Annotated in this window: 26 protein-coding genes and 1 tRNA gene; 9 read left to right on the plus strand and 18 right to left on the minus strand. The window is 71.0% G+C overall.

Translation table 11 applies throughout. From position 1 onward, the window contains the following. Nucleotides 1-26 precede the first annotated feature (26 nt). Nucleotides 27-1,769, minus strand: coding sequence for a DEAD/DEAH box helicase (locus AC3A3J_RS10505; RefSeq protein ID WP_487672219.1), 1,743 nt, complete (start codon nt 1,767-1,769; stop codon nt 27-29). Between the two features lie 126 nt (nt 1,770-1,895). Between AC3A3J_RS10505 and AC3A3J_RS10510 the strand changes: the two genes are divergently transcribed. Then, a complete protein-coding gene (locus AC3A3J_RS10510; protein ID WP_487672220.1) occupies nt 1,896-2,723 on the plus strand; it encodes an SGNH/GDSL hydrolase family protein in 828 nt (275 codons plus the stop codon). A gap of 39 nt (nt 2,724-2,762) precedes the next feature. Here the strand turns inward: AC3A3J_RS10510 and AC3A3J_RS10515 are convergent, their stop codons facing one another. Next, nucleotides 2,763-3,563, minus strand: a complete 801-nt coding sequence (locus tag AC3A3J_RS10515; RefSeq protein WP_487672221.1) for a TrmH family RNA methyltransferase — start codon at nt 3,561-3,563, stop codon at nt 2,763-2,765. A gap of 79 nt (nt 3,564-3,642) precedes the next feature. Here AC3A3J_RS10515 and AC3A3J_RS10520 point away from each other — a divergent pair, with 79 nt between their 5' ends. Further along, on the plus strand, nt 3,643-4,482 hold the full coding sequence (locus AC3A3J_RS10520; protein WP_487672222.1) for a Sir2 family NAD-dependent protein deacetylase: 840 nt from the start codon (nt 3,643-3,645) through the stop codon (nt 4,480-4,482). After that, on the plus strand, nt 4,479-5,066 hold the full coding sequence (locus AC3A3J_RS10525) for a histidine phosphatase family protein (RefSeq protein ID WP_487672223.1): 588 nt from the start codon (nt 4,479-4,481) through the stop codon (nt 5,064-5,066). Before AC3A3J_RS10520 ends, AC3A3J_RS10525 begins: the two co-directional genes overlap by 4 nt. 9 nt (nt 5,067-5,075) lie before the next feature. On the opposite strand, the gene AC3A3J_RS10530 is transcribed toward AC3A3J_RS10525, so the two are convergent. The 5 genes from AC3A3J_RS10530 to AC3A3J_RS10550 are packed head-to-tail and all read right to left on the minus strand — an operon-like array spanning nt 5,076 to nt 10,999. Further along, the gene (locus AC3A3J_RS10530) at nt 5,076-5,882 is read right to left on the minus strand and encodes an HpcH/HpaI aldolase/citrate lyase family protein (RefSeq protein WP_487672224.1); all 807 of its coding nucleotides are present in this window, start codon (nt 5,880-5,882) and stop codon (nt 5,076-5,078) included. Continuing rightward, nucleotides 5,879-6,367 carry a MaoC family dehydratase gene (locus AC3A3J_RS10535; protein WP_487672225.1) on the minus strand — a complete coding sequence of 163 codons (489 nt, stop codon included), beginning with the start codon at nt 6,365-6,367 and terminating at the stop codon, nt 5,879-5,881. Before AC3A3J_RS10535 ends, AC3A3J_RS10530 begins: the two co-directional genes overlap by 4 nt. A 9-nt stretch (nt 6,368-6,376) precedes the next feature. Next, nucleotides 6,377-7,525, minus strand: coding sequence for an acyl-CoA dehydrogenase family protein (locus tag AC3A3J_RS10540; protein WP_487673099.1), 1,149 nt, complete (start codon nt 7,523-7,525; stop codon nt 6,377-6,379). Continuing rightward, nucleotides 7,525-9,441, minus strand: a complete 1,917-nt coding sequence (locus tag AC3A3J_RS10545) for an acetyl/propionyl/methylcrotonyl-CoA carboxylase subunit alpha (RefSeq protein WP_487672226.1) — start codon at nt 9,439-9,441, stop codon at nt 7,525-7,527. Before AC3A3J_RS10545 ends, AC3A3J_RS10540 begins: the two co-directional genes overlap by 1 nt. 4 nt (nt 9,442-9,445) lie before the next feature. Further along, the gene (locus AC3A3J_RS10550) at nt 9,446-10,999 is read right to left on the minus strand and encodes a carboxyl transferase domain-containing protein (protein WP_487672227.1); all 1,554 of its coding nucleotides are present in this window, start codon (nt 10,997-10,999) and stop codon (nt 9,446-9,448) included. Nucleotides 11,000-11,111: 112 nt separating this feature from the next. On the opposite strand from AC3A3J_RS10550, the gene AC3A3J_RS10555 reads away from it, so the two are divergent. Next, nucleotides 11,112-11,705: a TetR/AcrR family transcriptional regulator gene (locus tag AC3A3J_RS10555; protein WP_487672228.1), complete on the plus strand. Its 594-nt coding sequence runs from the start codon at nt 11,112-11,114 to the stop codon at nt 11,703-11,705. Here AC3A3J_RS10555 and AC3A3J_RS10560 read toward each other — a convergent pair. The 3 genes from AC3A3J_RS10560 to pdhA are packed head-to-tail and all read right to left on the minus strand — an operon-like array spanning nt 11,698 to nt 15,190. Then, the gene (locus AC3A3J_RS10560; RefSeq protein ID WP_487672229.1) at nt 11,698-13,068 is read right to left on the minus strand and encodes a dihydrolipoamide acetyltransferase family protein; all 1,371 of its coding nucleotides are present in this window, start codon (nt 13,066-13,068) and stop codon (nt 11,698-11,700) included. The genes AC3A3J_RS10555 and AC3A3J_RS10560 overlap by 8 nt on opposite strands. Further along, nucleotides 13,065-14,072: an alpha-ketoacid dehydrogenase subunit beta gene (locus AC3A3J_RS10565; RefSeq protein ID WP_487672230.1), complete on the minus strand. Its 1,008-nt coding sequence runs from the start codon at nt 14,070-14,072 to the stop codon at nt 13,065-13,067. The genes AC3A3J_RS10560 and AC3A3J_RS10565 overlap by 4 nt, the downstream gene beginning before the upstream one ends. Beyond that, the gene (gene pdhA / locus AC3A3J_RS10570; RefSeq protein ID WP_487673100.1) at nt 14,069-15,190 is read right to left on the minus strand and encodes a pyruvate dehydrogenase (acetyl-transferring) E1 component subunit alpha; all 1,122 of its coding nucleotides are present in this window, start codon (nt 15,188-15,190) and stop codon (nt 14,069-14,071) included. The genes AC3A3J_RS10565 and pdhA overlap by 4 nt, the downstream gene beginning before the upstream one ends. A gap of 164 nt (nt 15,191-15,354) precedes the next feature. Between pdhA and AC3A3J_RS10575 the strand changes: the two genes are divergently transcribed. Further along, complete coding sequence (locus tag AC3A3J_RS10575) at nt 15,355-15,840, plus strand: Lrp/AsnC family transcriptional regulator (protein ID WP_314647339.1); 486 nt, start codon at nt 15,355-15,357, stop codon at nt 15,838-15,840. Here the strand turns inward: AC3A3J_RS10575 and AC3A3J_RS10580 are convergent. Continuing rightward, nucleotides 15,800-16,699, minus strand: coding sequence for an alpha/beta fold hydrolase (locus tag AC3A3J_RS10580; RefSeq protein WP_487672231.1), 900 nt, complete (start codon nt 16,697-16,699; stop codon nt 15,800-15,802). The genes AC3A3J_RS10575 and AC3A3J_RS10580 overlap by 41 nt on opposite strands. A 66-nt stretch (nt 16,700-16,765) precedes the next feature. On the opposite strand from AC3A3J_RS10580, the gene AC3A3J_RS10585 reads away from it, so the two are divergent. Then, the gene (locus AC3A3J_RS10585; RefSeq protein WP_487672232.1) at nt 16,766-17,473 is read left to right on the plus strand and encodes an exonuclease domain-containing protein; all 708 of its coding nucleotides are present in this window, start codon (nt 16,766-16,768) and stop codon (nt 17,471-17,473) included. An 11-nt stretch (nt 17,474-17,484) separates the two neighbouring features. Here AC3A3J_RS10585 and AC3A3J_RS10590 read toward each other — a convergent pair whose 3' ends face one another. After that, a complete protein-coding gene (locus tag AC3A3J_RS10590) occupies nt 17,485-18,507 on the minus strand; it encodes a YihY/virulence factor BrkB family protein (RefSeq protein ID WP_487672233.1) in 1,023 nt (340 codons plus the stop codon). A gap of 165 nt (nt 18,508-18,672) precedes the next feature. On the opposite strand from AC3A3J_RS10590, the gene AC3A3J_RS10595 reads away from it, so the two are divergent. Further along, a complete protein-coding gene (locus tag AC3A3J_RS10595) occupies nt 18,673-19,599 on the plus strand; it encodes an AraC family transcriptional regulator (protein ID WP_487672234.1) in 927 nt (308 codons plus the stop codon). A gap of 101 nt (nt 19,600-19,700) precedes the next feature. Further along, nucleotides 19,701-20,027, plus strand: coding sequence for a DUF7882 family protein (locus AC3A3J_RS10600; RefSeq protein WP_487672235.1), 327 nt, complete (start codon nt 19,701-19,703; stop codon nt 20,025-20,027). A 54-nt stretch (nt 20,028-20,081) separates the two neighbouring features. Here the strand turns inward: AC3A3J_RS10600 and AC3A3J_RS10605 are convergent, their stop codons facing one another. The 5 genes from AC3A3J_RS10605 to AC3A3J_RS10625 form a co-directional block, all read right to left on the minus strand. Continuing rightward, nucleotides 20,082-20,888 carry a L,D-transpeptidase gene (locus tag AC3A3J_RS10605; protein ID WP_487672236.1) on the minus strand — a complete coding sequence of 269 codons (807 nt, stop codon included), beginning with the start codon at nt 20,886-20,888 and terminating at the stop codon, nt 20,082-20,084. A 4-nt stretch (nt 20,889-20,892) separates the two neighbouring features. Further along, on the minus strand, nt 20,893-22,032 hold the full coding sequence (locus AC3A3J_RS10610) for a hypothetical protein (RefSeq protein ID WP_487672237.1): 1,140 nt from the start codon (nt 22,030-22,032) through the stop codon (nt 20,893-20,895). 158 nt (nt 22,033-22,190) lie between these two features. Beyond that, nucleotides 22,191-23,042: a transposase gene (locus AC3A3J_RS10615; protein ID WP_487672238.1), complete on the minus strand. Its 852-nt coding sequence runs from the start codon at nt 23,040-23,042 to the stop codon at nt 22,191-22,193. A 61-nt stretch (nt 23,043-23,103) separates the two neighbouring features. Further along, nucleotides 23,104-23,177, minus strand: a tRNA-Ile gene (locus AC3A3J_RS10620). Nucleotides 23,178-23,206: 29 nt separating this feature from the next. After that, nucleotides 23,207-23,743, minus strand: coding sequence for a gamma carbonic anhydrase family protein (locus AC3A3J_RS10625; protein WP_487672239.1), 537 nt, complete (start codon nt 23,741-23,743; stop codon nt 23,207-23,209). Nucleotides 23,744-23,883: 140 nt separating this feature from the next. Here AC3A3J_RS10625 and AC3A3J_RS10630 point away from each other — a divergent pair, with 140 nt between their 5' ends. Further along, nucleotides 23,884-24,369: a Dps family protein gene (locus tag AC3A3J_RS10630; protein ID WP_487672240.1), complete on the plus strand. Its 486-nt coding sequence runs from the start codon at nt 23,884-23,886 to the stop codon at nt 24,367-24,369. A gap of 60 nt (nt 24,370-24,429) precedes the next feature. Here the strand turns inward: AC3A3J_RS10630 and AC3A3J_RS10635 are convergent, their stop codons facing one another. Continuing rightward, nucleotides 24,430-25,899, minus strand: a complete 1,470-nt coding sequence (locus AC3A3J_RS10635; protein WP_487673101.1) for an amidohydrolase — start codon at nt 25,897-25,899, stop codon at nt 24,430-24,432. Nucleotides 25,900-25,904 lie beyond the last annotated feature (5 nt).

Here is a 25,904-nt window from a genome sequence, read left to right on the forward strand (position 1 = left end):
GAAGGCCCGTCCGGTTCGAGGCCCCGTCAGGAGCGGACGCGCTTGCGCAGCACGTCGATGCGAGCCTGCAGCTGCGTCACCGTGGCCTGAGCGACAGCCGGCCCGCCGCAGATGCGCCGCAGCTCGGCGTGCACGGCTCCGTGCGGCTCCCCCTTCTGGCGGGCGTAAAGTCCCACGAGGCTGTTCAGCAGCTGACGCTGCTCCTTCAGCGTGCGGTGCAGCGGGGCGGGGAGCGTCGTCGTCTGCTCGGGCCCGGCCTTCGCCTCTCGCGCCTCCCGCAGCCGCGACTGGCGGGCCTGACGCTGCATGAGCAGGTCGTGCACGTGTTCGGGTTCGAGCAGGCCGGGGAAGCCGATGAACTCCTCCTCCTCGGGCGTGCCCGGCTCGGCGAGCTGGCCGAACTCCTGGCCCTCGAACACCACCCGATCGAAATGCGCGACCGACGAGAGCGCCTGGTAGCTGAACTCCTGGGTCAATGCATCCGACGTCTCGTCCTCGCGGTTGGCGCTCTCGAGCAGCGAGTCCTCGAGACCGTCGTCGTCTTTCGACTGGCGGTCCAGCGCATGGTCGCGCTGCTTGTCCATCTCGTTCGCCAGCCCCATGAGCACCGGCACCTGCGGCAGGAAGACGCTCGCCGCCTCGCCGCGCCGACGTGCGCGCACGAAACGGCCGATGGCCTGGGCGAAGAACAGGGGGGTCGACGACGACGTCGCGTACACACCCACGGCGAGCCGGGGAACGTCGACGCCCTCCGACACCATGCGCACCGCCACCATCCAGCGGTCGTCGCTCGCGCTGAACTTCTCGATGCGCTCGGAGGCGGTCGCATCGTCCGAGAGCACGATCGTGGGCTGCTGCCGCGTGATGCTGTGAAGGATCTTGGCGTAGGCGCGAGCCACGGTCTGATCCGTCGCGAGCACGAGCCCGCCGGCGTCGGGCACGTGATGGCGGATCTCGGTGAGACGTCGGTCGGCCGCCGAGAGCACCGCGGGCATCCATTCGCCCTCGGGGTCGAGTGCCGTGCGCCACGCCTGCGAGGTGACGTCCTTCGTGTTGTCCTGTCCGAGATGCGTCTCGAGTTCGTCACCCGAGGTCGTGCGCCACCGCATCTTGCCCGCGTACATGTGGAAGAGCACGGGGCGCACGACACCGTCGGCGAGGGCGCGTCCGTACCCGTAGTTGTAGTCGGTGCGAGAGATGCGGGCGCCGGACTCGTCGGGGTGGTACTCGACGAACGGGATGGGCGCGGTGTCGCTGCGGAAAGGCGTGCCCGAGAGCAGCAGTCGCCGCGTCGCCGGCCCGTAGGCGTCGCGGATCGCGTCGCCCCAGCTGAGCGCGTCGCCTCCGTGGTGCACCTCGTCGAGGATGACGAGGGTTTTCGCGTCTTCGGTGAGATGGCGGTGCACCGACGACTTCGCCGCGACCTGCGCGTAGGTCACCACGACGCCGTGATAGTGACGAGCGGGCGCCCAATGGCTGTTCTTGAAGTACGGGTCGAGTCGGATGTGCACGCGCGCCGCGGCGTCGGCCCACTGCGTCTTGAGGTGCTCGGTCGGGGCCACGACGATGATGCGGTTGACCTCGCCCGAGCGCATCAGCTCGACGGCGAGGGTGAGGGCGAACGTCGTCTTTCCGGCACCCGGGGTGGCGGCGACGAGGAAGTCGCGCTGGTCGGCGGCGAAGTACTGCTCCAGGGCCTCCTGCTGCCAGGCGCGCAGCTTGTTGGCGGTTCCCCACGGAGCACGCTGGGGGAAGGACGGAGAGAGCATCGGATCAACGATAATCGCTCCCCTCCGATATCGGCGCGCGCCCTGCATCGAACAGGTCGTCGGAGTAGGCTCGGGCGTGCGCCGCGACCTCCATCGCTCCGGCGCGCGTTCGCGAAGGAGAGCTGGATGACAGACCAGGATTCGACCCGGACCCCCTACGTCCCCAACGACGCCCCCCATCCCTGGCGTCGTTTCGTCGCCATCGGCGACTCGTTCACGGAGGGCATCGGCGACCCCGATCCCGCCGTCCCGGGCGGGCACCGCGGCTGGGCGGACCGGGTCGCGGAGGTGCTGGCCCAGCAGGTCGACGACTTCGCGTACGCGAATCTCGCGGTGCGCGGGAAGCTGGTCGCACAGATCGTCCGCGACCAGATCGAACCCGCCGTGGCCCTCCACCCCGACCTCGTCTCGATCTCCGCGGGCGGCAACGATGTCATCCGGCCCGGTACCGACCCCGACGCGATCGCCGCGCAGCTGGAGGATGCGGTGTCGCGCCTGGCCTCGACCGGGGCCGCCGTGCTGCTGTTCACCGGCATCGACACGGCGTTCACGCCCGTGTTCCGGCCGTTCCGCGGCAAAGTCGCCATCTACAACGAGAACGTGCGCGCGATCGCCGAACGCCACGACTGCATCGTCGCCGATCAGTGGGCGTTGAAAGTGGTGCAGGACCCGCGGTTCTTCGACGACGACCGCCTGCACTACAACACGCTGGGGCACCACGAGGTCGCGCGCATGGTGCTGCGCGCCCTCAACGTGCCCAACGACCTCGAGGCGATGCAGCCGGAGCCGTTGCCCGCGCGCACCTGGCGCGAGGCCCGGGCGGGAGACCTCGGCTGGGCCCGTGAGCACCTGGTGCCGTGGGTGCTGCGCCGCCTGCGCCACCAGTCGTCGGGCGACCACGTCGCGGCCAAGCGTCCGGAGCCGTCGCCGATCGTCTTCCCCGAGAGCCGCTGATCGCGCCGCACTCGTCGTCACGGGTCGATCGCGACCGCCTCAGCGCGAGAGCGCCCAGAGGGCGACGGCCGCTGCCGACGCGACGTTCAGCGAGTCCACTCCCCCGGACATCGGGATCATGACGGTGTCGTCGGCGCTCGCGAGCGCCGACGACGAGAGCCCGTCGCCCTCCGAGCCGAGCATCAGCGCGACACGGTCCGGACGCTGCGAGACGTAGGCGTCGAGGGTGACCGCGCGGTCGTCGAGGGCGAGCGCCGCGAGCGAGAACCCCTCGGAGCGGAGGTCCGCCATCGCGCCGTCCCAGTCGTCGATCCGGGTCCAGGGAACCTGGAACACGGTGCCCATGCTCACCCGGACGCTGCGGCGGTACAGGGGGTCGGCGCAGCGCGGCGCGACCAGCACCGCGTCGGCGCCCAGTCCCGCGGCGGCCCGGAAGGCGGCTCCGATGTTCGCGTGGTCGCCGATGCCCTCGAGGATCACGACGAGGCGCCCTCCGGCGACGATCTCCCGCACGCCGGGCAGTGCGGGGCGGTGCATCGCGGCGAGGGCTCCCCGATGGACGTCGTACCCGGTGACGGCTTCCGCGACAGCATCCGGCACGACGTAGACCGGAACGTCGGCCATCTGGAGCATCGCCGCCACCGCCTCGAGCCGACGACGCTGCACCATCACCGATCGCGGCCGATGGCCCGCTGCGACGGCCCGCTCGATGACCGTCGCCGATTCGGCGATGTACAGTCCTCCCGCGGGCTCTAGACGCGTACGCAGGGCGGTGTCGGTGAGCGAGCGGTAGTCGTCGAGACGCGCGTCGTCCGCCGCGTCGATGTACACGATCTCCATAGATGTCCACTGTCGCACGTGCCCCCGCGCCTCGGACGCCACCGTCCGACCCGGCCCGTAGAATCGCAGAGGAGGCTCCGTGACCACGATCGCAGACGAGGAGATCCGGCGTCGTATCGAACAGGCGGCCGGTCTGCTCCGCGGAACCCGGATCGCGCTCCTGACGGGCGCGGGCGTCTCGACCGACTCGGGCATCCCCGCGTATCGCGGAGAGGGTGCTCCCCCGCGCAGCAACCCCATGACCATCCAGACGTACCTCGGAGACGAGGCCGCCCGACGACGCTATTGGGTCGGCGGGCACTTGGGGTGGCGGTCGTTCGCCCGTGCGCAACCGAACCGGGGTCACGCCGCGCTCGCCGAGATGGAGGCATCCGGGGTCGTCAGCGGAGTGATCACCCAGAACGTCGACGGGCTGCACCTGCGCGCCGGCAGCTCGCATGTGATCGAGGTGCACGGCACGATGCGCCGAGTCCTCTGCCTGCACTGCGGTCAGGTCTTCGACCGCCGCGACGTCGCGGTGCAGATCGAAGAGCTCAACCCGTGGATCACGGTTCCGGAGAACGTCAAACTCAACCCCGACGGCGACGTGCTCCCCGAGACGGTCGACGGCTTCGTGATCCCCCGCTGCACGGTGTGCGAAGGCATGCTCAAGCCGGACGTGGTCTTCTTCGGCGAGTACGTGCCGCTCGACCGATTCCGCGCCGCCGAGTCGCTTCTGCGCTCCAGCACCGCGCTGATCGTGGCCGGCTCCTCGCTCGTCGTGAATTCGGGAGTGCGTCTCGTCGAGCGCGCCCGTCGCCGCGGCATCCCCCTGATCATCGTCAACCACGAGCCCACGCGCGCCGACGCCTGGGCCCATGTCACCATCGCGGCCGGAACGAGCGACGTGCTCCCGGCCCTGCAGGAGCTTCTCACGTGACCCTTCTCACGCTCGTCCGCCACGGTCAGACGGACTGGAACCTCGCTCGCCGCATCCAGGGGTCGACCGACATCCCGCTCAACGACACCGGTCGCGCCGACGCCCGGTGGGCGGCGGGTCAGCTCGGGGGCTCGACGCACCACGCCGTCTACGCCAGCCCTCTCGCGCGTGCGCGGGAGACGGCCGAGATCATCGCGGGAGAGATCGGCCTAGACGGCCCGGTGCTCGTGCCCGACCTGCGCGAGCGCGAGTTCGGCGACGGCGAGGGGATGCTCGTCGAGGACTACCTGCGCACCTACGGCGACTGGGACGCCGCCGTGCCGGGTGCGGAGACGCTGGGCGACGTGGCGGAGCGCGCCCTGCGCGCGCTCGACGTCATCGCCCGTGACGCCCGCCGGCGCTCCGCACCGATGGCCGAGTCCGTCATCGTCGTCGCGCACGGCGGTGTGATCCGCGCGCTCATCGATCACGTGTCCGGCGGCACGCTGCCGCGCATCGGCGACGTCATCCGCAACGGTTCTGCGACGCGGTTCGAGGCGTCGCCGGGTTCCCTGCGTCTGCTGGAGCAGAACGTCCTGCTCTGAGTCGCCCGCTCACCCCGCGCGGTCGACCACCGATCGGGCATGGCGCAGCACGGGCTCGTCGACCATACGCCCGTCGTACCGGAAGACACCTCGCTCCCCCTCCGCGGCGGAGAGCACCCCGCGCGCCCAGGCGACCAGTGCCGCATCCGGGCGGAAGGCGGCCCGGATGGCTTCGACCTGGCCCGGATGGATGCACGCGGTCGCACGGAACCCCGAGGCGGCCGCATCCGCGGCCTCCTCCTCCAAGCCGGCGAGATCGTCGATGTCGAGATGCACCGCGTCGATGGCCGCCCGACCGTGCGCACCGGCCGCCACGAGAACTCGCGATCGCGCGTACCGGGCGACGTCTCGGTACACGCCGTCCGGGCGTCGGCTGGACGTTCCGCCCAGGGAGGCCACGAGGTCCTCCGCACCCCACATGAGCGCCGTCACGCGAGCGTGCGCGGCGAGCACGTCTGCGGCCTGAACACCGCGGGCGGTCTCGCACAGGCCGACCACCGCGTAGTCCGCGTCGAACACGTCGAGCGCCGCCGGATCCTCGGCCTTCGCGACCATCACGGTGCGGAACGGCGAGGCCGCGACCGCTTCGAGGTCGGCGGCGAACTCCGCGCTGCCCGGTGCATTCACCCGGACGATGACACGCGAGGGGTCGAGGTCGGCGCCGATGACGTGCGTACGTGCGACGGCCTTCCCCTCCGGTCGCACCGCGTCCTCGAGGTCGAGGATCACCGCGTCGGCGCGCGCAGCCGCCTTCGCGAAACGCTCGGGACGATCGGCGGGGCAGAACAGCAGGGCAGGGCCCATGGCGAAGGTCACGACGCGCTCTCCTCGGGGTGTCGGTGGACGAGCACGGAGCGCGACGCGGTCGCCACCACCGCCCCGTCCTGGTTGCGGCCGGTGTGGGCGATCTCCACGATCCCCTGGCCCGGGCGCGAGCCGGACGGGCGCTTCGCCGTCACGACGCTCTCGGTGTACAGCGTGTCGCCGGCGAACAGGGGTTTCGGGAATGCGATGTCGCCCAGACCGAGCTGCGCGACGAGCGTGCCCTGCGTGAGCTGAGCGACAGACGCACCCACCATGGTCGACAGCGTCCACATCGAGTTCATGAGCCGCGCCCGGAACGGCTCCTGCGTCGCCGCGAACGCCGCATCGAGGTGCAGGGCTTGCGTGTTCATCGTCAGCGTCGTGAACAGCACGTTGTCCGCCTCGGTGGCCGTGCGGCCCGGGCGGTGCAGATACCGGGCTCCGACCTCGAACTCCTCGTAGTACAGCCCGCGCTGCACGATCTCCCGCTCGGTCATGCCCTCACGCTACCCGGCCAGGCCCAGCGACCGTGCGATCACCAGTAGCTGCACCTCGGTCGTGCCTTCGCCGATCTCGAGGATCTTCGAGTCGCGGTAGTGACGCGCGACGGGGAACTCGTTCATGAACCCGTTCCCGCCGAAGATCTGCGTCGCGTCGCGGGCATTATCCATCGCCGCCTCGCCCGACACCAGCTTCGCGATCGCCGCCTCCTCGGCGAACGGGCGGCCGGCGTCCCGCAGCCGCGCCGCGTGATGCCAGGCGAGTCGCGCGGTGTGCACCCGGGCCCGCATGCGAGCCAGGGTGAACTGCGCGTTCTGCCGCGTGGCGAGGGCACTGCCGAACACCGTGCGGCTCTTGGCGTACTCGACGGCCGCTTCGAGGCATCCCTCCGCCGCACCGGTCGCGAGAGCCGCGATCGCGATACGCCCCTCGTCGAGGATGCTGAGGAACCCGCGGAAGCCGGCGCCGCGGGCGCCCAGCAGGTTCTCGGCCGGCACCCGCGCCTCGGTGAAGGTCAGCGGATGCGTGTCGGAGGCGTTCCACCCGACCTTGTCGTACGGGGCCTCGACCGTGAACCCGGGGGTGCCGTTCGGCACCATGATGGTCGAGATCTCCTTGCGACCGTTCTCGGTGCCGGTGACCGCGGTGACGGTGACGAAGCGCGTGATCGGGGTGCCCGAGTTCGTGATGAACTGCTTCGCCCCGTCGATGACCCACTCGTCGCCGTCCAGCCGAGCGGTGGTGCGCGTGGCACCGGCGTCGCTGCCGGCCTCCGGTTCGGTCAGACCGAAGCCTGCGAGAGCACGTCCGGCGAGGAGGTCGGGGAGCAACTCCTCCTTCTGACGGTCGTCGCCGAAGCGGAAGACCGGCATCGCGCCCAGGCTCACCCCGGCCTCGAGCGTGATGGCGATGGACTGGTCGACGCGGGCGAGCGCCTCGATCGCGAGTCCCAAGGCGAAGTAGTCGCCGCCCTGGCCGCCGTACTGCTCGGGGAACGGCAGGCCGAACAGCCCCAGCTCCCCCATCGCCGACACGACATCCATTGGAAGGGTGTGGGTGCGGTCCGCCTCGTACGACCGCGGTGCCACCACCGTGTCGGCGAACTCCCGCACCATCCCCGCCAGCTCGCGTTCCTCGTCGCTCATCCCGTGCATCATCGCTCCTCCTGCGTGGTCACGCGCACGACGGGCTGTCCCCGCCGTACCTGGTCTCCGAGCGACACCAGCACGTGCACGACCCCATCGGTCGGTGCGCTCACCGGGTGCTCCATCTTCATCGCCTCGATCGACACGAGTGGGTCGCCCGCCGTGACGCGGCTGCCGTCCTCGACGTGCACCGCCACGACGGTGCCGGGCATCGGGGCGCGGCCCTCGGGCTCGGCAGCCGCCGACTCGGCATCGCGCGCGGCCAGCCGCCGCAGCGCGCGGTCGCGGCGGTCGAGCGCGCGCAGGCGCACGGATCGCCCGTCCTCGCTCACCCAGATCGCACCGTCCGCGTCGCGGCGAGCCGTGGCTCCGGCCGCCCGCGACGACAGCGCCGGCGTCGTGAGCTCGTCGTCGTCGTCGGTCAGGAACATGACGGCGTCGCGCTCCGTCGACACGGACCGACCGAGCCGCCACCCGTCCGCCCGATCCCATGGCGAGCCGACGCGCGCGCCACGCGATGGAAGAGCGGCGCTCGCCGCGGCGAGCATCGCGTCGCTGGGGGGTGCAGCAGGGAACGGCAGCAGCGTCTCGATCAGCCCGGTGTCGAGGTCTCCCGCCCTCACCCTGGCATCGGCGCAGAGCAGACGGAGGAAGGCGATGTTGGTCTCGACCCCCAGCACGACGGTGCGCGACAGCGCCTGATCGAGACGGGCCAGCGCCGTGCGGCGGTCGTCGGCGACAGCGACGATCTTCGCGATCAGGGGGTCGTAGTGTCCGCTGATCTCGCTCCCCGTCTCGACGGCTGCGTCCACACGCACCCCTGCCGGCGGTGCGAAGAGCAGCACCCTGCCCGTCGAGGGGAGGAACCCGCGCTCCGGGGACTCGGCGTACACGCGCGCCTCGACCGCATGCCCGTGCAGGCGCGGATCCGTGTCGAGCGGCCGTCCCGCCGCGACACGCACCTGGAGAGCGACGAGATCGAGGCCGGTGACCTCCTCGGTGACCGGATGCTCGACCTGAAGCCGCGTGTTCATCTCGATGAAGAAGACCTCGTCGGGGGAATCGGCATCGATGAGGAACTCGACGGTACCGGCGCCGACGTACGAGACGCTCTCGGCGGCCCGCACCGCGGCATCGAGCAGTCGGCGCCTCGTGTCGTCCGGGATCCCGGCGGAGGGCGCCTCCTCGATCACCTTCTGGTGACGGCGTTGGAGGGTGCATTCGCGCTCGCCGAGGTGGATGACCCGGCCGTGGGCGTCGCCGAAGACCTGCACCTCGATGTGACGCGGCCGGGAGATGAGGCGCTCGATCACGAGTGCATCGTCCGAGAACGCGGCGATCGCGATCCGACGCGCCGAAGACAGCGCGCGCGGCAGATCAGCCGGATCGGTGACGACCTCCATGCCCTTGCCGCCGCCGCCCGCGCTGGGCTTGACCAGTACGGGGAAGCCGATGCGCGCCGCTTCCGTCGCGATCTGCTCGTCGGTGAGCCCGGCGGCATCGAAGCCCGGCACCACGGGCACGCCGTGCGCGGCGACGTGCTCCCTGGCGCGCGCCTTGTCGCCCATGATCTCGAGTGCGGCGATGCCCGGTCCGATGAACGCGATGCCGGCGTCCGCGCAGGCGGCGGCCAGATCGACGCTCTCCGAGAGGAAGCCGTAGCCGGGGTGGATCGCCTGCGCCCCGGTCTGCTGTGCCGCCTCGATCACGGCATCCACCCGGAGGTACGACTCGGCGGCCGGAGCGGGGCCGATGCGCACCGCCGCGTCCGCCTCCCGCACGTGCGGGGCCTCGGCGTCGGCATCGCTGTAGACGGCGATGCTGCGGATGCCGAGGGTCCGGAGCGTGCGGATGATGCGGCGGGCGATCTCGCCGCGGTTTGCGACGAGCACGATGTCGAACAGGGGCTGATTGTCGTGGTTCATGAGGTCACATCCGGAAGACGCCGAAGCGCGGTTCGGGCAGCGGGACGCGGGAGACGACCTCGAGGGCCAGGCCCAGCACGTCGCGCGTCTGCTGCGGGTCGATGATGCCGTCGTCCCAGAGGCGCGCGGTGGCGTAGTACGGCTCGCCCTGCTCCTCGTACTGGGCTCGGATCGGTTCCTCGAACGAGGCGCGCTCCTGCGCAGACCACGACTCGCCGCGCCCCGACAGCTGGTCCTCCTTCACGGTCGCCAGCACGGCGGCGGCCTGGTTCCCGCCCATCACCGAGATGCGACTGGCCGGCCACGTCCACAGGAAACGGGGCGAGTAGGCCCGCCCGCACATCGAGTAGTTGCCCGCACCGAAGGATCCGCCGATGATCACGGTGAGCTTCGGCACGCGAGTGCTCGCCACGGCGGTGACCATCTTCGCCCCGTCCTTGGCGATGCCCCCCGCCTCGGCGTCGGAGCCGACCATGAAGCCCGTGATGTTCTGCAGGAACAGGAGGGGGATGCCGCGCTGATCGCAGAGTTCGATGAAGTGCGCCCCCTTCGAGGCCGACTCGCTGAACAGCACTCCGTTGTTCGCCACGATCCCGACCGGATGCCCGTGCAGCCGAGCGAAGGCCGTGACGAGGGTCGTGCCGTACTCGGACTTGAACTCCCGCACACTGTCGGCGTCGACGAGGCGGTGGATGACCTCGCGAACGTCGTAGGCGGCGTTCACGTCGACCGGGACGACGTCGTAGAGCGACCCGTTCTCGGCCGGCTCTCGCGCCGGCAGGACGGGCCAGGCCGGCTCGGCGGGCGCGGGGAGCGTGCGCACGATGTCGCGGAGGATCTCGAGCGCGTGCTCGTCGTCCTCGGCGAGGTGGTCGACCACACCGCTGCGGCGGGCGTGCAGCTCGCCGCCGCCCAGTTCCTCCGCCGTGACGACTTCGCCGATCGCGGCCTTCACGAGCGGCGGTCCCCCGAGGAAGATGGTGCCCTGGTTGCGCACGATCACCGTCTCGTCGCTCATCGCGGGCACGTAGGCGCCTCCCGCGGTGCACGAGCCGAGGACCGCCGCGAGCTGCGGGATGCCCTGGGCCGACAGCCGCGCCTGGTTGTAGAAGATGCGGCCGAAGTGCTCGCGATCGGGGAACACCTCGTCCTGCTTCGGCAGGAAGGCCCCTCCGGAGTCGACGAGATACAGGCAGGGCAGACGGTTCTCCAGCGCGATCTCCTGAGCGCGGAGGTGCTTCTTCACGGTCATGGGGAGGTACGTGCCGCCCTTCACCGTGGCGTCGTTGCAGACGACCATCACGTGACGCCCGTGCACCAGCCCGATCCCCGCGATGACCCCGGCTCCGGGCGCCTCGCCGCCGTACAGCCCGTGGGCGGCGAGCGGGGCGATCTCGAGGAAGGGGCTCCCCTCGTCGAGCAGCCGGTCGACACGGTCCCGCGGCAGCAGTTTGCCGCGAGCGACGTGACGCTGCCGGGAGTTCTCCGGCCCGCCCAGAGCGGCCGTCTCGAGACGCTCCCGCAGTTGCTGCGCGAGCGATTCCTGCGTCGTGGGCATCGTGGTGTCCTCCTCGACATCGCACGGTGGGAGCGCGCGCGGTGGCGCAGCTCACGCTTTTTCGGTTAGTGTTCACTAACCCATCACCGTAGGTTAGCGAGGATTAACTGAGATGACAAGCCCCGTCACCGCTCGCGATCGCGCGAAGTTGGAGCGCACGGACGCGATCCTCCACCATGCGGCCCTCCTCTTCGCAGATCGCGGGTACACCGGCGTCAGCCTGGAGGACATCGGGGCGGCCGTGGGCGTGTCCGGGCCCGCCGTCTATCGCCACTTCGCCGGCAAGCAGGCCCTGCTCGGCGCGATCCTCGTACAGGTCAGTCGCGATCTGCTGTCGGGCGGTCGCGCCGTGGCCGACTCCGACCACGACGATGACGCCCGCATGGACGCGCTCGTGCGCTTCCACGTCGGCTTCGCCCTCGCGAACGCGCCGGTCATCCAGGTGCAGGACCGAGACGTCGCTCACCTGAGCGACGGCGACCGTGCGCAGGTGCGGCGACTGCAGCGCAGCTACGTCGACCTCTGGATCGAGTGCCTCGCCCCGCTCCATTCGGCCGACACCGACGAGCTGAGGCTGCGAGTGCAGGCCTGCTTCGGACTCATCAACTCCACCCCGCACAGCACGCGATCCGCCGCTCGAGGCCACGCGTCGACGGCCGAGGTGCTCACCGCGATGGCCTCGGCCGCCCTCCGCGCGGCTACCTGAGCAGCAGAGACCGCCCCGGCTCCTCCAGCACGTCGGCGACATCCTTGAGGAACTTCGCCCCTTCCGCGCCGTCGACGAGTCGGTGATCGAACGACAGGCTCAGCGTCATGACCTGGCGAAGGGCGATCTCGCCGCGGTACTCCCACGGCTGACGGCGCACGGCGCCGACGGCCAGGATGCCCGACTGTCCCGGCGGCAGGATCGGGGTGCCCGCATCGACGCCGAACACGCCGATGTTCGAGATCGAGAACGTCCCGCCGAGCAGGTCGGAGGGCGAGGTCTTCCCCGCGCGCGCCGTCTCGGCGACCTCCCGGATGGCGTCGCTCATCGCCGCCAGGCCGAGATCGCCGGCATCGCGGATGTTCGGCACGATCAGACCCCGATCGGTCGCCGCCGCGATGCCGAGGTCGACGTACGAGTACTGCACGATCTCGCCCGCCTCCTCGTCCCATCGCGCGTTCAGCCCTGGCGTGCGCGGCAGAGCGAGGCACACGACCGAGGCGATGACGGCGAGCGGTCCGATGCGATGGGATCCCCACGCCCTGTCGTTCTTCAGCGATGCGATCAGCTCCATGGTCGCCGTGACGTCGACGGTGTGGAAGACCGTGACGTGCGGCGCTGTGAAGGCGCTCTGCACCATGGCGGCCGCGGTGTGCTTCCGGACGCCGCGGATGGGGATGCGCACCTCGCGCGGAGCCGCGTCGCGATCGGCCGCGGATCCGGAGTGCGACCCGCTCGTGGCGGGTGCCGCTTCGGCTCCGGTTCCCGCGCCGCCGCCCGCGAACGCGTCCACGTCGTCGCGACGGATCACCCGGTCGCCGACGATCGCTGCGAGCATTTCGAGGTCGACCCCGAGCCGCTTCGCGTAGGCGCGCACCGGCGGGGTGGAGCGCGGGCGTTCCGTGGGCACGGGCGACGCCGGTTCGACCGACGGCGACGCATCGTGCGGGGCCGCTTCGAGCACGGCCGTGTCGCGGGCGAGCGCGGGCGCCGTGCGCCGGAGACGCCGGGCGGGCCGCCCCGCCGTCGCGGGGGCGGCCCCGTAACCGACGAGGTTCGGCTGAGCGCCGTCCGACGGCGCGGTCTCCGCCGTCTCCGGAACGTCGACCGGTGCGGAGTCGTCGCCCGCCACGTCGAACGCGATCAGCGGGGCTCCGACCGCCACCGTCTCGCCGGCATCGGCGTGCAGCACCGTCACCGTTCCCTCGTAGGGCGACGGCAGCTCGACGACGGCTTTGGCCGTCTCGACCTCCGCGAGCGTCTGATTGAGAGCGACGGGGTCACCCGGCGAGACGAGCCACTGCACGACCTCCGCCTCGGTGAGCCCCTCACCGAGGTCGGGCAGGCGGAACTCCGCGTTCATGCCTCTGCTCCCGTCAGGCTGTGGCGGTCGAGCACACGGTCGACCGCGTCCAAGATCCGATCGAGATCCGGCAGATGGTGCTTCTCGAGCTTCGCCGGAGGGTACGGGATGTCGTGCCCGGTGACCCGCAGCGGCGCAGCCTCGAGGTACTCGAAGCACAACTCCGTGATGCTCGCGATCACCTCGGCGGCGACCCCCGCCTCGCGAGAGGCCTCGTGCGCGACGACGACCCGACCTGTGCGACGCACCGATGCCGCCACGGTGTCGTAGTCGACGGGCGACAGCGAGCGCAGATCGATCACCTCGAGGGACACGCCCTCGTCGGCGGCCGCATCCGCCGCCTGCAGCGCTGTCGAGATCATGGCGCCGTAGCTGATGACGGTCGCATCGGTCCCCGGTCGCACCACCTGCGCCAGCCCCATCGGCAGAGCATCCGCCAGCGGGGCGTCGAGGTCGACCTCGCCCTTGTGGTGGTACAGCCGCTTGGGCTCGAAGAACACCACCGGGTCGTCGGAGGCGATCGCCTGGCGCAGGGCGCGATAGGCGTCGGCCGGGTTCGACACCGCGACGACGCGCAGCCCCGCGGTATGGACGAAGTACGCCTCGGGCGACTCGGAATGGTGCTCGGCGGCACCGATCCCGCCCGCCCACGGGATGCGGATCGTGATCGGCATCCGCACGCGGCCCTGGGTGCGGTAATGCAGTTTGGCGACCTGCGCGACGATCTGATCGAAGGCCGGGTAGACGAAGCCGTCGAACTGGATCTCGACGACCGGGCGGTAGCCGCGGAAGGCCAGCCCCACCGCGGTGCCCACGATGCCGGACTCGGCCAACGGCGTGTCGATCACACGCGTCGGACCGAACTCGTCGAGGAGTCCGTCGGTGATGCGGAAGACGCCGCCGAGGCGCCCGATGTCCTCCCCCAGCAGCACCACGCGATCGTCGTCGTGCATCGCGCGCCGGAGTCCGGCGCCGAGTGCCTTGCCGAGAGTGAGTTCGGTCATGCCACGACCTCCTCGTCGAAGCCGGCGAGGTACGCCGCGTAGTCGGCGCGCTGGCGCTCGAGTCCGGTGTGAGGCTCGGCGTAGACCCCGTCGAACACCGCGAGCGGCGGCCGCGTGACCATGCCGAGGCACTCGGCGCGCATCTCGCGTGCGACCCGATCCGCCTCGGTCTGCGTCTCGGCGGCATGCTCCGCCGAGAGCTCGCCGAGCTCCTCGAGATGCTTCTCGAGCCGCGCGACGGGGTCACGCTGCCGCCACGCTTCGAGCTCGCCCTCCGGGCGGTAGCGGGTGGGGTCGTCGGCGGTGGTGTGCGGTCCCATGCGGTAGGTCACGGCCTCGATGAAGGCGGGCCCCTTGCCTGCCCTGGCGTGGGCGAGCGCCCAGCGCATCGCCGCGAAGCAGGCGAGTACGTCGTTGCCGTCGACGCGCACGCTCGGGATGCCGAAGCCCGGGGCGCGCCCCGCGATCGGGAACTGCGATTGCACGGCGACCGGCTCGGAGATCGCCCAGTGGTTGTTCTGGCAGACGAACACGACCGGCGCGTTGTACGACGCGGCGAACACCATCGCCTCGTTCACGTCGCCCTGGCTCGTCGCCCCGTCACCGAAGTAGGTGACGGCGACCTCGTCTGCACCGTCGTGTCGGATGCCCATGGCGTATCCGACGGCATGCAGAGTCTGCGCGCCGATGATGATCTGCAGAGGGGCGACCCGGAGCGACGCCGGGTCGTGTCCTGCCCCCTCCTCGCCGCGCCACATCCGGACGTAGTCGCCCGGACGGGCACCCCGGGCGTAGATCACGCCCGTCTCGCGGTAGCTGGGGAAGACGAAGTCGCGCTTCTCCAGCGCACGCGCGGTGCCGATCTGCGTGGCCTCCTGGCCCTGACACGGGGCCCACAGCCCGAGCTGCCCCTGGCGCTGCAACGCCACGCCTTCCGCGTCGATCCGTCGCAGCACGACCATGTCGCGGAGCATCCCGCGCAACGCGGCGGCGTCGATATCCTGCACGAAGGGGTCGAGCCGCGGATTCGCGATGCGCTGCCCCTCCGGGGTCAGCAGCCGCTCGACGAGCGACAGGTCCTGTTCGGTTTCGGCGATGGGAGTGATCTGCGGTGACATCATCGTCCTCCTCGGTCTGCGCGGTACTCGTGGCACCGCGGTTGCCGGCGACGATGCCGACATGCCTGAGCGTACGTCTGCTGAACACCTCGCTCAAGCATTTGACAGCACACTGAGCATGTTGCTCATTTTTCACCGAATGGTGCCTGCTAGGGTTTGGCAGTATGCCCGGACTCGACCGCACTGATCTCGAAATCCTCGCCGCGCTCTCCGACGATCCGCGGACCACGATCGTCTCGCTCGCGGAGAGCCTCGGCCTCTCCCGCAACACCATCCAGGCCCGCATGGCCCGGTTGGAGCAGACGGGCATCTTCCTGCCGTACGAGAGGTCTTTTTCCCCCGACGTCCTCGGGTTCCCCCTGCACGCGTTCGTCAGCATCGGAGTACGCCAGACGGAGCTGCCGCGCATCATCGGCGAGCTGTCCCGCATCCCGGAGATCGTGCAGGCGCACGGGCTGAGTGGGTCGATCGACGTGCTCGCGCGCGTCGCATGCCGCGACGCGCGTCACCTGTTCGACACCGACGCCCGCATCCTGTCGATCGAAGGCGTCGAACGCACCGAGACCGCGCTCGCGATGGGCGAGGTGATCCCGTTCCGTGTCGCCGGACTCATCGGCCTCGCGAGACGGGAATCCGGAGGAAACGCCTGATCGCACCCGCAGCCTCCGCGGGGGTCTCGTAATGGATGAGATGGCCGACGTCCGCGATCTCCACCAGGGTCGCATCGGCGAACAGCGTCGCCAGTCGGCGTTCGGCCTCGATCGGGGTGATGTCGTCCCGCTGGGCGGCGATGAGCAAGGTGGGCACCGCGATGTCCGGCGCGAACTCGCGCACGTCGTGCGAGACGCTCGTGACGAAGGCGTCGCGCAGCACGTCGCGGTCGGCGAACCGGGAGAAGTAGCGATCGTGCTGATCGTGGATGAAGCGCCGGAGCCCGCGATCGCGGGTCTTCGCCATCGCGATGCTCATGACGCGCACGATGAGCGGGTGGCGGAGCAGACCGGTCCCCGCCCGCTCGGGGAGGCGAGCACCCAGCGCGTAGTACAGGATGGCGAGCTTCGTGAGCACCGCCTTCGGTCCCTCCAGCGCCGGTGCGCCGATCGGATTGACGAGCACGACGCGCGGGGTGCGCAGTCCTCCGGCCACGGCGGCGGAGACGACGATCGACCCGAAGGAGTGTCCCAGGATCACGGCGCCGGGAGCCGTCGCAGCGACGAATGCCGTCAGCCACTCCCGGTACGCGGCGAGGTCGTGCGCCCGGCCGGGAAGCGGCCCGGTCTCGCCGAACCCCGGGAGGTCGGGAGCGATGACGCGGGCCTCGGGGAGGAAGGCGAGCACGGACTCGAGGCCGTGGTGGTCCCCGCGGAATCCGTGCACCGCGACGATCGTCGTCTGCGCGTCGTGCGGGCCGTATACCCAGTACGCGGTCGTCCCCCCCAGAACCGTGGCCTCGCGCCGCTCGACCGGCAGACGCTCGAGACGGTCGGCATACGGGGAGGGAACGGTCATCCTTCGAGTGTACGGACACGAGAGCGCCTCTCCCGGGATGTCGGCGGCCGAACGTATCGTGACGGCATGCCGTCCGATCGCCCACTCCCGTCCTGGGTTCACCGCGTCGGAGTCTTCGATCTCGAGACGACCGGGGTGGACGTGGGCACCGACCGCATCGTCACCGCGCACGTCGGCGTTCTGGACGCCCAGGGGCGCCAGCTCGTCGCGCGGTCGTGGCTCGCCGACCCCGGGATGGAGATCCCGCCCGGCGCCACGGCGGTGCACGGCATCACGACGGCGCACGCCCGCGCGGAGGGACGCCCTGCTCACGAAGTGGTCTCTCAGGTGCTCCGTGCGATCGGGTCGCTCCTCGCACAGGGCGTGCCGATCGTGGCGTACAACGCCGCCTACGATTTCTCGCTGCTCGCGCACGAGGCTCGTCGTCACGGACTCGACCCCCTGAATGCCCCGGCCCCTATCATCGATCCCTTCGTCATCGACCGCGCCTTCGACCGCTACAGGCCGGGCAAACGCACCCTGGCGGTGGTGGCCGCGCATTACGCCGTGGCTCTCGACGATGCCCACGAGGCCGCGGCCGACGCGATCGCGGCCGGGCGCGTGGCTCAGGCACTCGCCCGACGTTTCGCATTGCCACCGGAGGTCCACGAGCTGCACACGCACCAGATCGGGTGGGCGCGATCCCAAGCCGCGAGCCTGACCGAGTACTTCGTTCGCATCGGGCGACTCGACGCGCACGAGGCGCTCGACGGCACCTGGCCCGTCCGCGACTGAGCCGGCGCCGGTCAGCGACCGCGCAGCCGACGCGCCTCGATGATCTCCGCGGTGCGTCGCGCCTGCTTGCGCGCGATGCGCGAACGGTCGCGCGGGGGCAGGCGCGGGCTCTTGTCCGCCGGCACGCCTGCGTGCAACTCGCGAGCGCGTTCGAGTGCCGCGTCGAACTCCACACCGAGGACGAGCGCCAGATTCGCGATCCAGAGCCACAGCAGCGAGACGATCACACCGGCGAAGATGCCGTAGACCCGCTCGTAATCGACGATGGTCGTCGCGTAGAGCCCGTACAGCACGGATGCCACGACCAGAACGAGCACGGTCAGCGTCGCTCCCCAGCTCAGCCACCGAAATCGCGGATGCCGGACGTTGGGGGCTCTGTCGGAGAGGAATGCGATGGTCGCGATCACGATCGCGAGGAGCACCGGCCAACGCAGGATGCGCCAGACCACGACGCCGGCCTCCCCCAGCCCGAGAACTTCACCCGCGGCCTTGGCCACCGATCCGCTCGCCGCGAGGACGAGGATCGCGGCCGCGGACGCCACGATGACGACCACCGCGGAGAGCAGCTGCGCGACCTTGATGCTCCACGGCGCCCGCCCCTCCTCGACCTCGTAAGCGCGATTCATTCCCCGCCCCAGCACTGCGATGTACCGCGCGATCGCCCAAACGGTCAGCCCGAGACCCAGGAGCAGGGGAAGCCCGCCGATCGCCGACTCCGTCAGGTCGTCGACGATCTCGCCGAGCCGTTCGGCCGCGTCCTCCGGGGCGACGGCGCGCACGACCTCCAGCACGAAGGACACGGGGGTCGACTCCCGACCGAGCAGCGCGATGATCGACACGGCGACCAGCATCGACGGGATGAGCGCGAGGACGGCGTGAAAGGTGAGCGCGGCCGCGATGTCGCCGGCACCGTCGTCGGCGAACTTCCGCACGGTGCTGCGCGCGACGAAGCGCCACGAGCGCGCATCGAGGTCGGTCGGACCTGCGTGCCTCGAACTCGCCCTGGCGCGGTGGGAGTCGGCGGCGTCGGGCATGAGCTTCACTCTCCCGCACGCCTCCGGGCATCCACAGACCCTTGACGTGGAGCGCCGGATCGGACTAGCAAGCGCGAGATCGAACCGATTCGGTGGACGGTCGGCACCGTCAGGTACGATCCCTGGAGCGACGGTATCCGGACCCGTCGGATTCGGGAGCAAACGGTGCAATTCACATCACATGACGTCGAGCGCGTCGAGGAGACCTGGAAGCAGTTCGTGCCCTCCGCGTCTCTCCAGCGCGTCAACCCGAAGCGCTTTCGCTTCGAGTGGTCGTCGGCCGAGGCCGGCAGCGTCACCGTCGTGCGTTACACGCTCGCCGCCGACGTGCAGTCGGTCGCCCAGCCCGACAACCAGTTGCTGGTGTGCCGCGTCGACGCCGCCGACCTCGAACTCGGAAGCGGGCGGGAGCCCCTCGACCCCTCGCAGCCCTGGCTGACCGACGGCGCGCGGGTGCAGGCCCGGTGGCGAGAGGAGGCCGAGGTGCGTGCCCTGGTCATCGACCGCGCGGCGGCGCAGGCTCGCGCCCGGCAGATCACCGGCGACGATCGGCTGAGCCTGCGATCGGACGGGCTGTCCCCGCACTCCGCCGCCGCCGGGCGCCGCTGGGAGAACACATTCCGCTACCTCGCCGCGAGTCTTCTCGATGCGGCCGATGAAGAAGTGCTCATCGCCGAGCTCGAGCGGCACGCGCTCGCGGTGACGCTCGCCACCTTTCCGTCGACCATCGAGGACTCCCTGTCACGCCCCACCCAGCGTGGTGCGGCACCGTCGTCGGTGCGCCGGGCGCTCGCCTTCATCGACGAGAACGCGCACCGACCCATCACGGTCGACGATGTGGCCGCGGCGGCGTACATCTCCACCCGGGGACTCCAGTACGCGTTCCGTCGCGCTCTCGACTCCACTCCGGCCGAGCACCTGCGCCGAGCCCGCCTCGCGGGCGCGCACCGCGATCTCCGCCGCGGCGACGGCTCCTCCGTCGCCGCGATCGCGCGTCGCTGGGGATTCAGCCACCCCTCGCGCTTCGCCGCGGCGTATCGCGCGGAGTACGGGGTCAACCCCTCCGCCACCGCCAACCGGTCGATGCGATGACGCGGACCACCCGATGACACCGGACGCACGCCCTGTTCGCCTGTGCGGCGCGTCGCGGGCGCCTGCCGGGTATCCACCCCTTCGCCGAATAGAGTCCGAGTGTGGGCAGTCTCTTCTACGGCGATAACGCGGAACCGATCCAGATCGAGGACCGTGCACTCGCGCATCTCAAGATCGTCATCGCCACCAAGTTGCGGCGCAACGAGAGCTTCACGCTGTCGTGGCGGCACCCCGACGGGGAGCCCACCGGGCGCTCGACCATCTGGCTGCACCCGTCGATTCCGCTGCGCTTCGTCTTCGCCTCGCCCGAGACGCCGCAGCTGAGCCGCGAGTGGATCGAGAACCTGGCGCACTCCGCGAACTCGAGCGGCGGCATCACCCTCGTCGAAGAGCACCTCGCCCTCCCGGAGAGCGCGATCACCGAGTGACGCTCGGGCCGCGATGATCGCCGCCCGGCGGGGACGAACCCGCCTCCGCCGGTCTCAGCGCACCTGGATCGGCGTCCCCAGCGGCAGGATGCCCGCGAGCTCGACGATGTCGTCGTTCCGCATGCGGATGCACCCGTGGGAGGCGTCCGATCCGATACTGCCCTCGTCATCGGTGCCGTGCAGCCCGATTTGGCCCGGCCCTCCTCCGAACGAGGTGAGCGCCTCGGAGAACGCGCTGACGCCGTAGGCGAAGGGGCCGTAGCCGCTGTTGGTCGGCGCGAGCAGCTCGGTCAGCGCGAAGCGGCCGACCGGGGTCGGCGTGCCTCCGGTGCCAGTGGCGACCGGGAAGCTCTCGGTCTTGACCCCGCCCTCGTACAGGTCCAACGTGTTCGTACTCGTCGTGACGACCAGGGCGTAGGGCGTGGTCGAGAGGCGCACCGCTGCGGCCGGGATCCAGCCCGTGCTGCCGTTGGGTCGTTGCGTGAGCAGCACCCGCAGCCACTCCCCCTCGATCTGCTCGACTCGGAACACGAGGGGCGCGCCCGACTCCTGCGGGTTGGTCAACGTCTGCGTCGCCGCTCCGCCCGGGCGTTCGCTCACGGTGACGGTGTCGCCGATCACCGCGGCGACCGTCGATTCCGCGGGGGCGAAGACCTCCGCGGGTGCCTCCGCAGCCGGAGGCGGGGTCGTCGCCGTTCCGTCGGCGGGCGCCGGGGAGCCGGTCGCAGTGGCGACCGGCTCCCCGGCTTCAGGGCTGTCGGCCGGGCGCAGCAGCAGGAGCGTCGCCGCAAGGAGTGCGCCGACCGCCACGATGACGATCAGGACGATCGACCGCCGCCGACCCGAGAGGAGGCCCGGCACGACCTCAGCCGGCGAAGGTCGCCGGCGCCGGTACGGGCACCGCGACCGGAGCCGCACCCGAGGTGATCTCGAACGCCGCGAGAGCCGCCTGGCCGGAGGACGACCCGATCAGGACGAGAGAGAACGAACCGACCGTGGCGAGGTCGGCGGGGAGCACGACCGTTCCGGAGACGGCTCCTGCAGCGTCGGCCACAAAGCTCACGTCCGGAACCTCGTTGCCGGACTGGCCGGCGCTGAGTCCGACGGTCACGGTCTCGCCAGGGGCGAACCCACTCGCCGAGAACGGGATACCCACGGTGGTGGCCTGAGCAGCCGTCACCGACGTCGTGGCCAGCGTCAGGACCGCGGAGGGCTGGGGCGTGAAGTACGTGGTGAGGTCGGCGAATCGCACGCTCGCCGCTCCCTCGACCGGTGCCGCGGCGGCTGCGACCGCGGAGGAAGGAGCTTCTTCGTCGGCGAGGGCCGACACCTCGGCGAGTTCCGAGAGGAGGAGCACCGGCGGATCCTGCGGGTCGACGGGCGCCTCGGGCTCGGTGGGCTCCGCGGGCAACGGGCGGTCACCCAGGATGAGGAGGTAGCCGACGACGACGTAGCCGCGGTCGGTCATCTCCTGCGCGAGCGTGGTCGTGTCGACGGGCTCGCCCTCCGGACCCTCCCACAGGGTTGCGGAGCCCTGCACGCCGCCGATGGCACCCACCGGCACGGCCTCCTGCCCGAGGTCATCGGACCGCGAGATGACGAGGCCGAAGGCGGTGCCCTCTCCGGTCTCGACGACCGCGTCGTCGACGAGCGCGGGAAGGGCGGCGGGCGCGATGGACTCGTCGAGTCCGTGCAGCAGTACGACCTGCGGACTCGTGCCGTTGTTCGCGACACCGGCGGCGCTGAAGTCGACCACGTCGTCCAACGTGGTGCCCTCGGCGACGCCGAATGCCGCCCAGGACCACCCTCGCGGCACCTCGATGCTCGGACCATCGGTCTGCGGAATCGTGGCGAAGTCCGCCCCGGAGTCGGCCCACTCGACGGTGGGCGTGGCGGGACGCACGCCGGTGTCGGGGGCGGCGATCGAGACGGCCGGAGCGAGGGAGAGGGTGAGGCCGACGACGGCAGCGCTGAGCGCGGCCGCGGCGAGGCGCGTACGGGTCACGAGATTCCTTGAGGGTAGGGGCGCCGTTCGGGCGGCGTCTGCGGATCCGCAGCGATCTTAATCTAGGGGACGAGACGATCCGCGCGCCACCGGAATACCGATATCAGACTCGATTCGCCCGCATGGACCGGAGCCCGTCCCCGGTCGGAGAACCCGCGTCACTCGCGGTCCAGAGCCGACTTCGCCTTCTCCCACGCCGTCTCCGCCTCCGCGGCGCGCTCCGCCGCGCGCACAGCCCGGTCGTGCTCCTCTGCGGCGGCGCGCTCGGCGCGCGAGAGTTCCTGCCGCGCGTGCGCGAGCCGACGCTCGGCCTCGGCCACGTCCTCGGCGCGTTCGTCGATCCTGCGACGCGCTTCCTCTGCCTCGGCCGTCGCCTGCCGCTGTTCGCGCTGAGCCGCGGCTCGCGCGTGTTCGGCCTGCTGCACCCGCCGCTCGGCCTCACGGCGCTTGCGTCGCTGCGCGAGCTCGTCGACCGGAGCCGAAGGGGGCTCCCCGTCGTCGACGGCACCCCCACCGACCGCATCGTCGAGATCGACCCCGAAGCCCGTCGCGGGCTCCAACTCGCGCACCAGCCGACCCGAGGCCACGGCGCGGGCCGCCTGAGCGTCGAAGAACGCCGCGCTGATGGTCTGCTGCACCGCGTCCAGCGTGCCGGCGGTCACCTTCTCGCCGCGCTCCCGTGCCAGCTCCGCCGCCTGCTCGGCGAGACGACGCGTCAGGGCGCGACGCTGGCGTCCCAGGTCCGCCAGGGCGGCAGCGTCCAACTCGGCTTGCGCCTCGCGCAGTTCCTGCGCCAATTCGAGAGCCTCGGCCAGCGCCGCGGCGCGTTCCTGAGCGAAGACGTTCACGACGTGCGCGGCGATCGACGGCTTGCGCAGCGCGCGGATCGCGGCACCGAGCGAACGGTCCTCCGCCGCGCGCGCTCGCTCATCCCGCGCGCTCACGAAGCTGCGGAGCGGTTGGGCGTAGAGCTCCCGCGCGGCGGCGGCCAGATCGTGCTCGACGGTCACCATCGAACGCTATCCCGGTCCCGCACGACGCGTCAGCCCCACGCCGAGGGTGTGCGATGAGTAGGGCGGGTGGGACTTGAACCCACGATCGTCGGGTTATGAGCCCGCTGCCTTGACCAGCTTGGCCACCGCCCCGTGTGCACCCAGCCTAGCGGTGCTGCCGATCACGCCGGAGTCGCGTCGGCGTGCGTGCGCTGATGCCCCAGGTAGATCTCCGCGTTGGCGATGAGTCCGTCGCGCTCCTCCGGGGTGAGGGGCCGACGGACCTTCGCCGGGACGCCCGCGACGAGCGACCCCGCAGGGATCTCGGAATCGCCCAGCACCACCGCTCCGCCGGCGATCAGGCATCCCTCGCCGATGACGGCGCCGCTCAGGATCACCGCGCCCATGCCGATCAGCGAGTCGTCCCCGATCGTGCATCCGTGCACCACGGCGTTGTGACCGATCGAGACCCGTCGCCCGATCACGGCAGGGTGGGACTCGTCGACGTGCACCGACACGTTGTCCTGCACGTTGCTCTGCGCTCCCACGACGATGCGCGCCGAGTCCGCGCGCAGAACCGCGTTGTACCAGACGCTCGCTCCCGCCTCGATCGTCACGTCGCCGACGATGCGGGCTCCATCGGCGACGAAAGCGTTGTCGTCGACGCGCGGGGTACGGTCCGGAAGGGCGAGGACGGATGCTCCGGCAGCGATGTTCATAAGGTGAGACTACCCTCAGAACCCCGGAATCACGCGGCAGAACGGCCCGGTAAGCGTTGCCTCAGCTTGCTTGCGGAATGTTCCGGGCTGAGTAGCGTTGTCTTCACCAGGCACGCACGAGCATCTCGGAGGAGCAGAAGATGAGCAAGGTTCAGAACATCACCACCACCGCCAGCGACCCGACCGTGGCAGCGGCAGCCGCACAGTTCCTCTCGCCCGTCGTCCTCGGACTGCAGGCCCTCACGATCAACGGCAAGCAGGCCCACTGGCACGTGCGCGGCGCGAACTTCGTCGGCGTCCACGAGCTCCTCGACACGATCGTGGAGCACGCGGGCGACTTCGCCGACACCGCTGCGGAGCGCATCGTGGCCCTCGGCCTGCCGATCGACGCCCGCGTGTCCGCGGTGGCCGCCAAGGCGGGCAACACCGGCGTTCCGGCGGGCTTCACGCAGTCCGACGAGCTGGTGCGCGCCGTGATCGCCGACATCGACGCGATCGTCGCCGACACCAAGGCGGCCATCGACGGCCTCGACGAGGTCGATCTCACCAGCCAGGACGTCGCGATCGAGATCATGCGCGGACTCGAGAAGGACCGCTGGTTCCTCGTGTCGCACATCGCCGCCTGAACGACGCTGACATGAAGAAGGGCCTCGGGGAAACCCCCGGGGCCCTTCTTCGTCGTCATCTCAGGCGCGGTGCGTGAGCCACCCGGCCAGGATCGTCGCCTCGACCGGCATCCCGCGCAGCTCATCGCCGTCCGCCCGTCGCGGATCGCGCCCGCAGACGACCAGATCGGCGACCGCGCCAGGACGCACCTCGCTGCGCGTGCTCGCGCGCAACGCCTGGTCGATCGTGAAACGCTCCTCCGGATGCCAGGGCGCGCGTTCGTCGTCGGTGCGGGCGACCGCGGCGGCGATGCCCTGCCAGGGGTCGAGCGGCGCGACCGGAGCATCCGAGCCGAACCGCACCTCGATGCCCGCGGCGTGCAAGGACGCCAGCGGATAGCCCAGAGCGTCCTGCGGGGCCCAGAGTCGCGCGGCGAGATCGCGGTCGTCCAGCGCGTGCTGCGGCTGCACGCTCGCGACGACGCCGAGCCGGGCGAAGCGTGCGAGATCGGCGTGCCGGAGAAGCTGTGCGTGCTCGATGGTGCCCGACGCCCCGGTGACGCCGAATGCGTCCAGCGCCGAGGTCGCGGCGCGGTCGCCGATGGCATGCACCGCGGCGTCGAGGCCGGCGCCGGCGGCCCGGGTGAGGAGCGCGATCAATTCGTCCGTCGGCACAGTCAGCACACCGAAGTTGCCGGGGTCGTCGGGGTACGCGTGGCTGCACGCCGCCGTACGGGTGCCGAGGGAGCCGTCGCTGATGACCTTCAGCGGCCCGACCCGGATGAGTCCGCGAGCGGCGTCCGGCGTCTCCGGTGATTCTCGGAGGTCGCCGGTGCGCAGGCCGGCGTTGATGGCCCGCTCGAGATCGAACGGGTACACCGCGAACTCGACGCGGTGCGACGCGAACCCGGCGGCCACGCGTCGCGGCCAGGCATCCGCATTCCACGCCATGTCGAAATCGACCAGTCCGGTCACGCCGCGTTGCGCGGCCCGCTCCCCCGCGGCGATCACCGCCTGATCTCCGTGAACGGGGTCCACCGCGTTCAGCCGGCGCGAGATCTCGAACGCGTCCTCCTCCCGGAGCACGCCGTCGTCGCTGCGGTAGCCCTCGCGCGCCAGAGCGGCGGAATTCAGCCAGACGCTGTGCACATCGGCGTTGATGAGGTACGTGGGCGTCGCGCCCGTCGTCGCGTCGAGCGCAGCCAGCGTCGGGGCATCCGGCCAGAAGGCGTCGCGATATCCCGCCCCGACCCGCCGTCCGTCGGGAAGCGGCGCCGCGGCGGCGATTCGCGAGGCCGCATCCTGCGCCGACTCGGCACCGCCGAGTGAAACGCGCTCCGCCGCAAGCGCCCACTGCACCGCGTGCACGTGGTTGTCCCACAGCCCCGGAATCACCCAGCTGCCGTCGGCGTCCCAGACCTCGCCCGCAGCTCGGAGCGCTCCCGTGGGCGCGATGTCGACGATGCGCCCATCGGCGAGATGGATGTCGACCGGCTCGTCGTCGATCAGGTACTCCCGCCCCGGCCCTGCGATCCGCGCCGCGCGGACCATGGAGA

It is taken from the genome of Microbacterium sp. Soil_N32 (assembly GCF_057655505.1).

What these genes read in the sequence shown, in the direction of transcription:
- AC3A3J_RS10575 (WP_314647339.1), top strand. Translation starts at nt 15,355, where the DNA reads ATGCCCGGACTCGACCGCACTGATCTCGAAATCCTCGCCGCGCTCTCC.
- AC3A3J_RS10505 (WP_487672219.1), bottom strand. Translation starts at nt 1,769, where the DNA reads ATGCTCTCTCCGTCCTTCCCCCAGCGTGCTCCGTGGGGAACCGCCAAC.
- AC3A3J_RS10630 (WP_487672240.1), top strand. Translation starts at nt 23,884, where the DNA reads ATGAGCAAGGTTCAGAACATCACCACCACCGCCAGCGACCCGACCGTG.
- AC3A3J_RS10555 (WP_487672228.1), top strand. Translation starts at nt 11,112, where the DNA reads ATGACAAGCCCCGTCACCGCTCGCGATCGCGCGAAGTTGGAGCGCACG.
- AC3A3J_RS10515 (WP_487672221.1), bottom strand. Translation starts at nt 3,563, where the DNA reads ATGGAGATCGTGTACATCGACGCGGCGGACGACGCGCGTCTCGACGAC.
- AC3A3J_RS10580 (WP_487672231.1), bottom strand. Translation starts at nt 16,699, where the DNA reads ATGACCGTTCCCTCCCCGTATGCCGACCGTCTCGAGCGTCTGCCGGTC.
- AC3A3J_RS10545 (WP_487672226.1), bottom strand. Translation starts at nt 9,441, where the DNA reads ATGAACCACGACAATCAGCCCCTGTTCGACATCGTGCTCGTCGCAAAC.
- AC3A3J_RS10585 (WP_487672232.1), top strand. Translation starts at nt 16,766, where the DNA reads ATGCCGTCCGATCGCCCACTCCCGTCCTGGGTTCACCGCGTCGGAGTC.
- AC3A3J_RS10565 (WP_487672230.1), bottom strand. Translation starts at nt 14,072, where the DNA reads ATGACCGAACTCACTCTCGGCAAGGCACTCGGCGCCGGACTCCGGCGC.
- AC3A3J_RS10590 (WP_487672233.1), bottom strand. Translation starts at nt 18,507, where the DNA reads ATGCCCGACGCCGCCGACTCCCACCGCGCCAGGGCGAGTTCGAGGCAC.
- pdhA (WP_487673100.1), bottom strand. Translation starts at nt 15,190, where the DNA reads ATGTCACCGCAGATCACTCCCATCGCCGAAACCGAACAGGACCTGTCG.
- AC3A3J_RS10625 (WP_487672239.1), bottom strand. Translation starts at nt 23,743, where the DNA reads ATGAACATCGCTGCCGGAGCATCCGTCCTCGCCCTTCCGGACCGTACC.
- AC3A3J_RS10510 (WP_487672220.1), top strand. Translation starts at nt 1,896, where the DNA reads ATGACAGACCAGGATTCGACCCGGACCCCCTACGTCCCCAACGACGCC.
- AC3A3J_RS10535 (WP_487672225.1), bottom strand. Translation starts at nt 6,367, where the DNA reads ATGACCGAGCGGGAGATCGTGCAGCGCGGGCTGTACTACGAGGAGTTC.
- AC3A3J_RS10635 (WP_487673101.1), bottom strand. Translation starts at nt 25,899, where the DNA reads ATGGTCCGCGCGGCGCGGATCGCAGGGCCGGGGCGGGAGTACCTGATC.
- AC3A3J_RS10540 (WP_487673099.1), bottom strand. Translation starts at nt 7,525, where the DNA reads ATGCACGGGATGAGCGACGAGGAACGCGAGCTGGCGGGGATGGTGCGG.
- AC3A3J_RS10560 (WP_487672229.1), bottom strand. Translation starts at nt 13,068, where the DNA reads ATGAACGCGGAGTTCCGCCTGCCCGACCTCGGTGAGGGGCTCACCGAG.
- AC3A3J_RS10550 (WP_487672227.1), bottom strand. Translation starts at nt 10,999, where the DNA reads ATGCCCACGACGCAGGAATCGCTCGCGCAGCAACTGCGGGAGCGTCTC.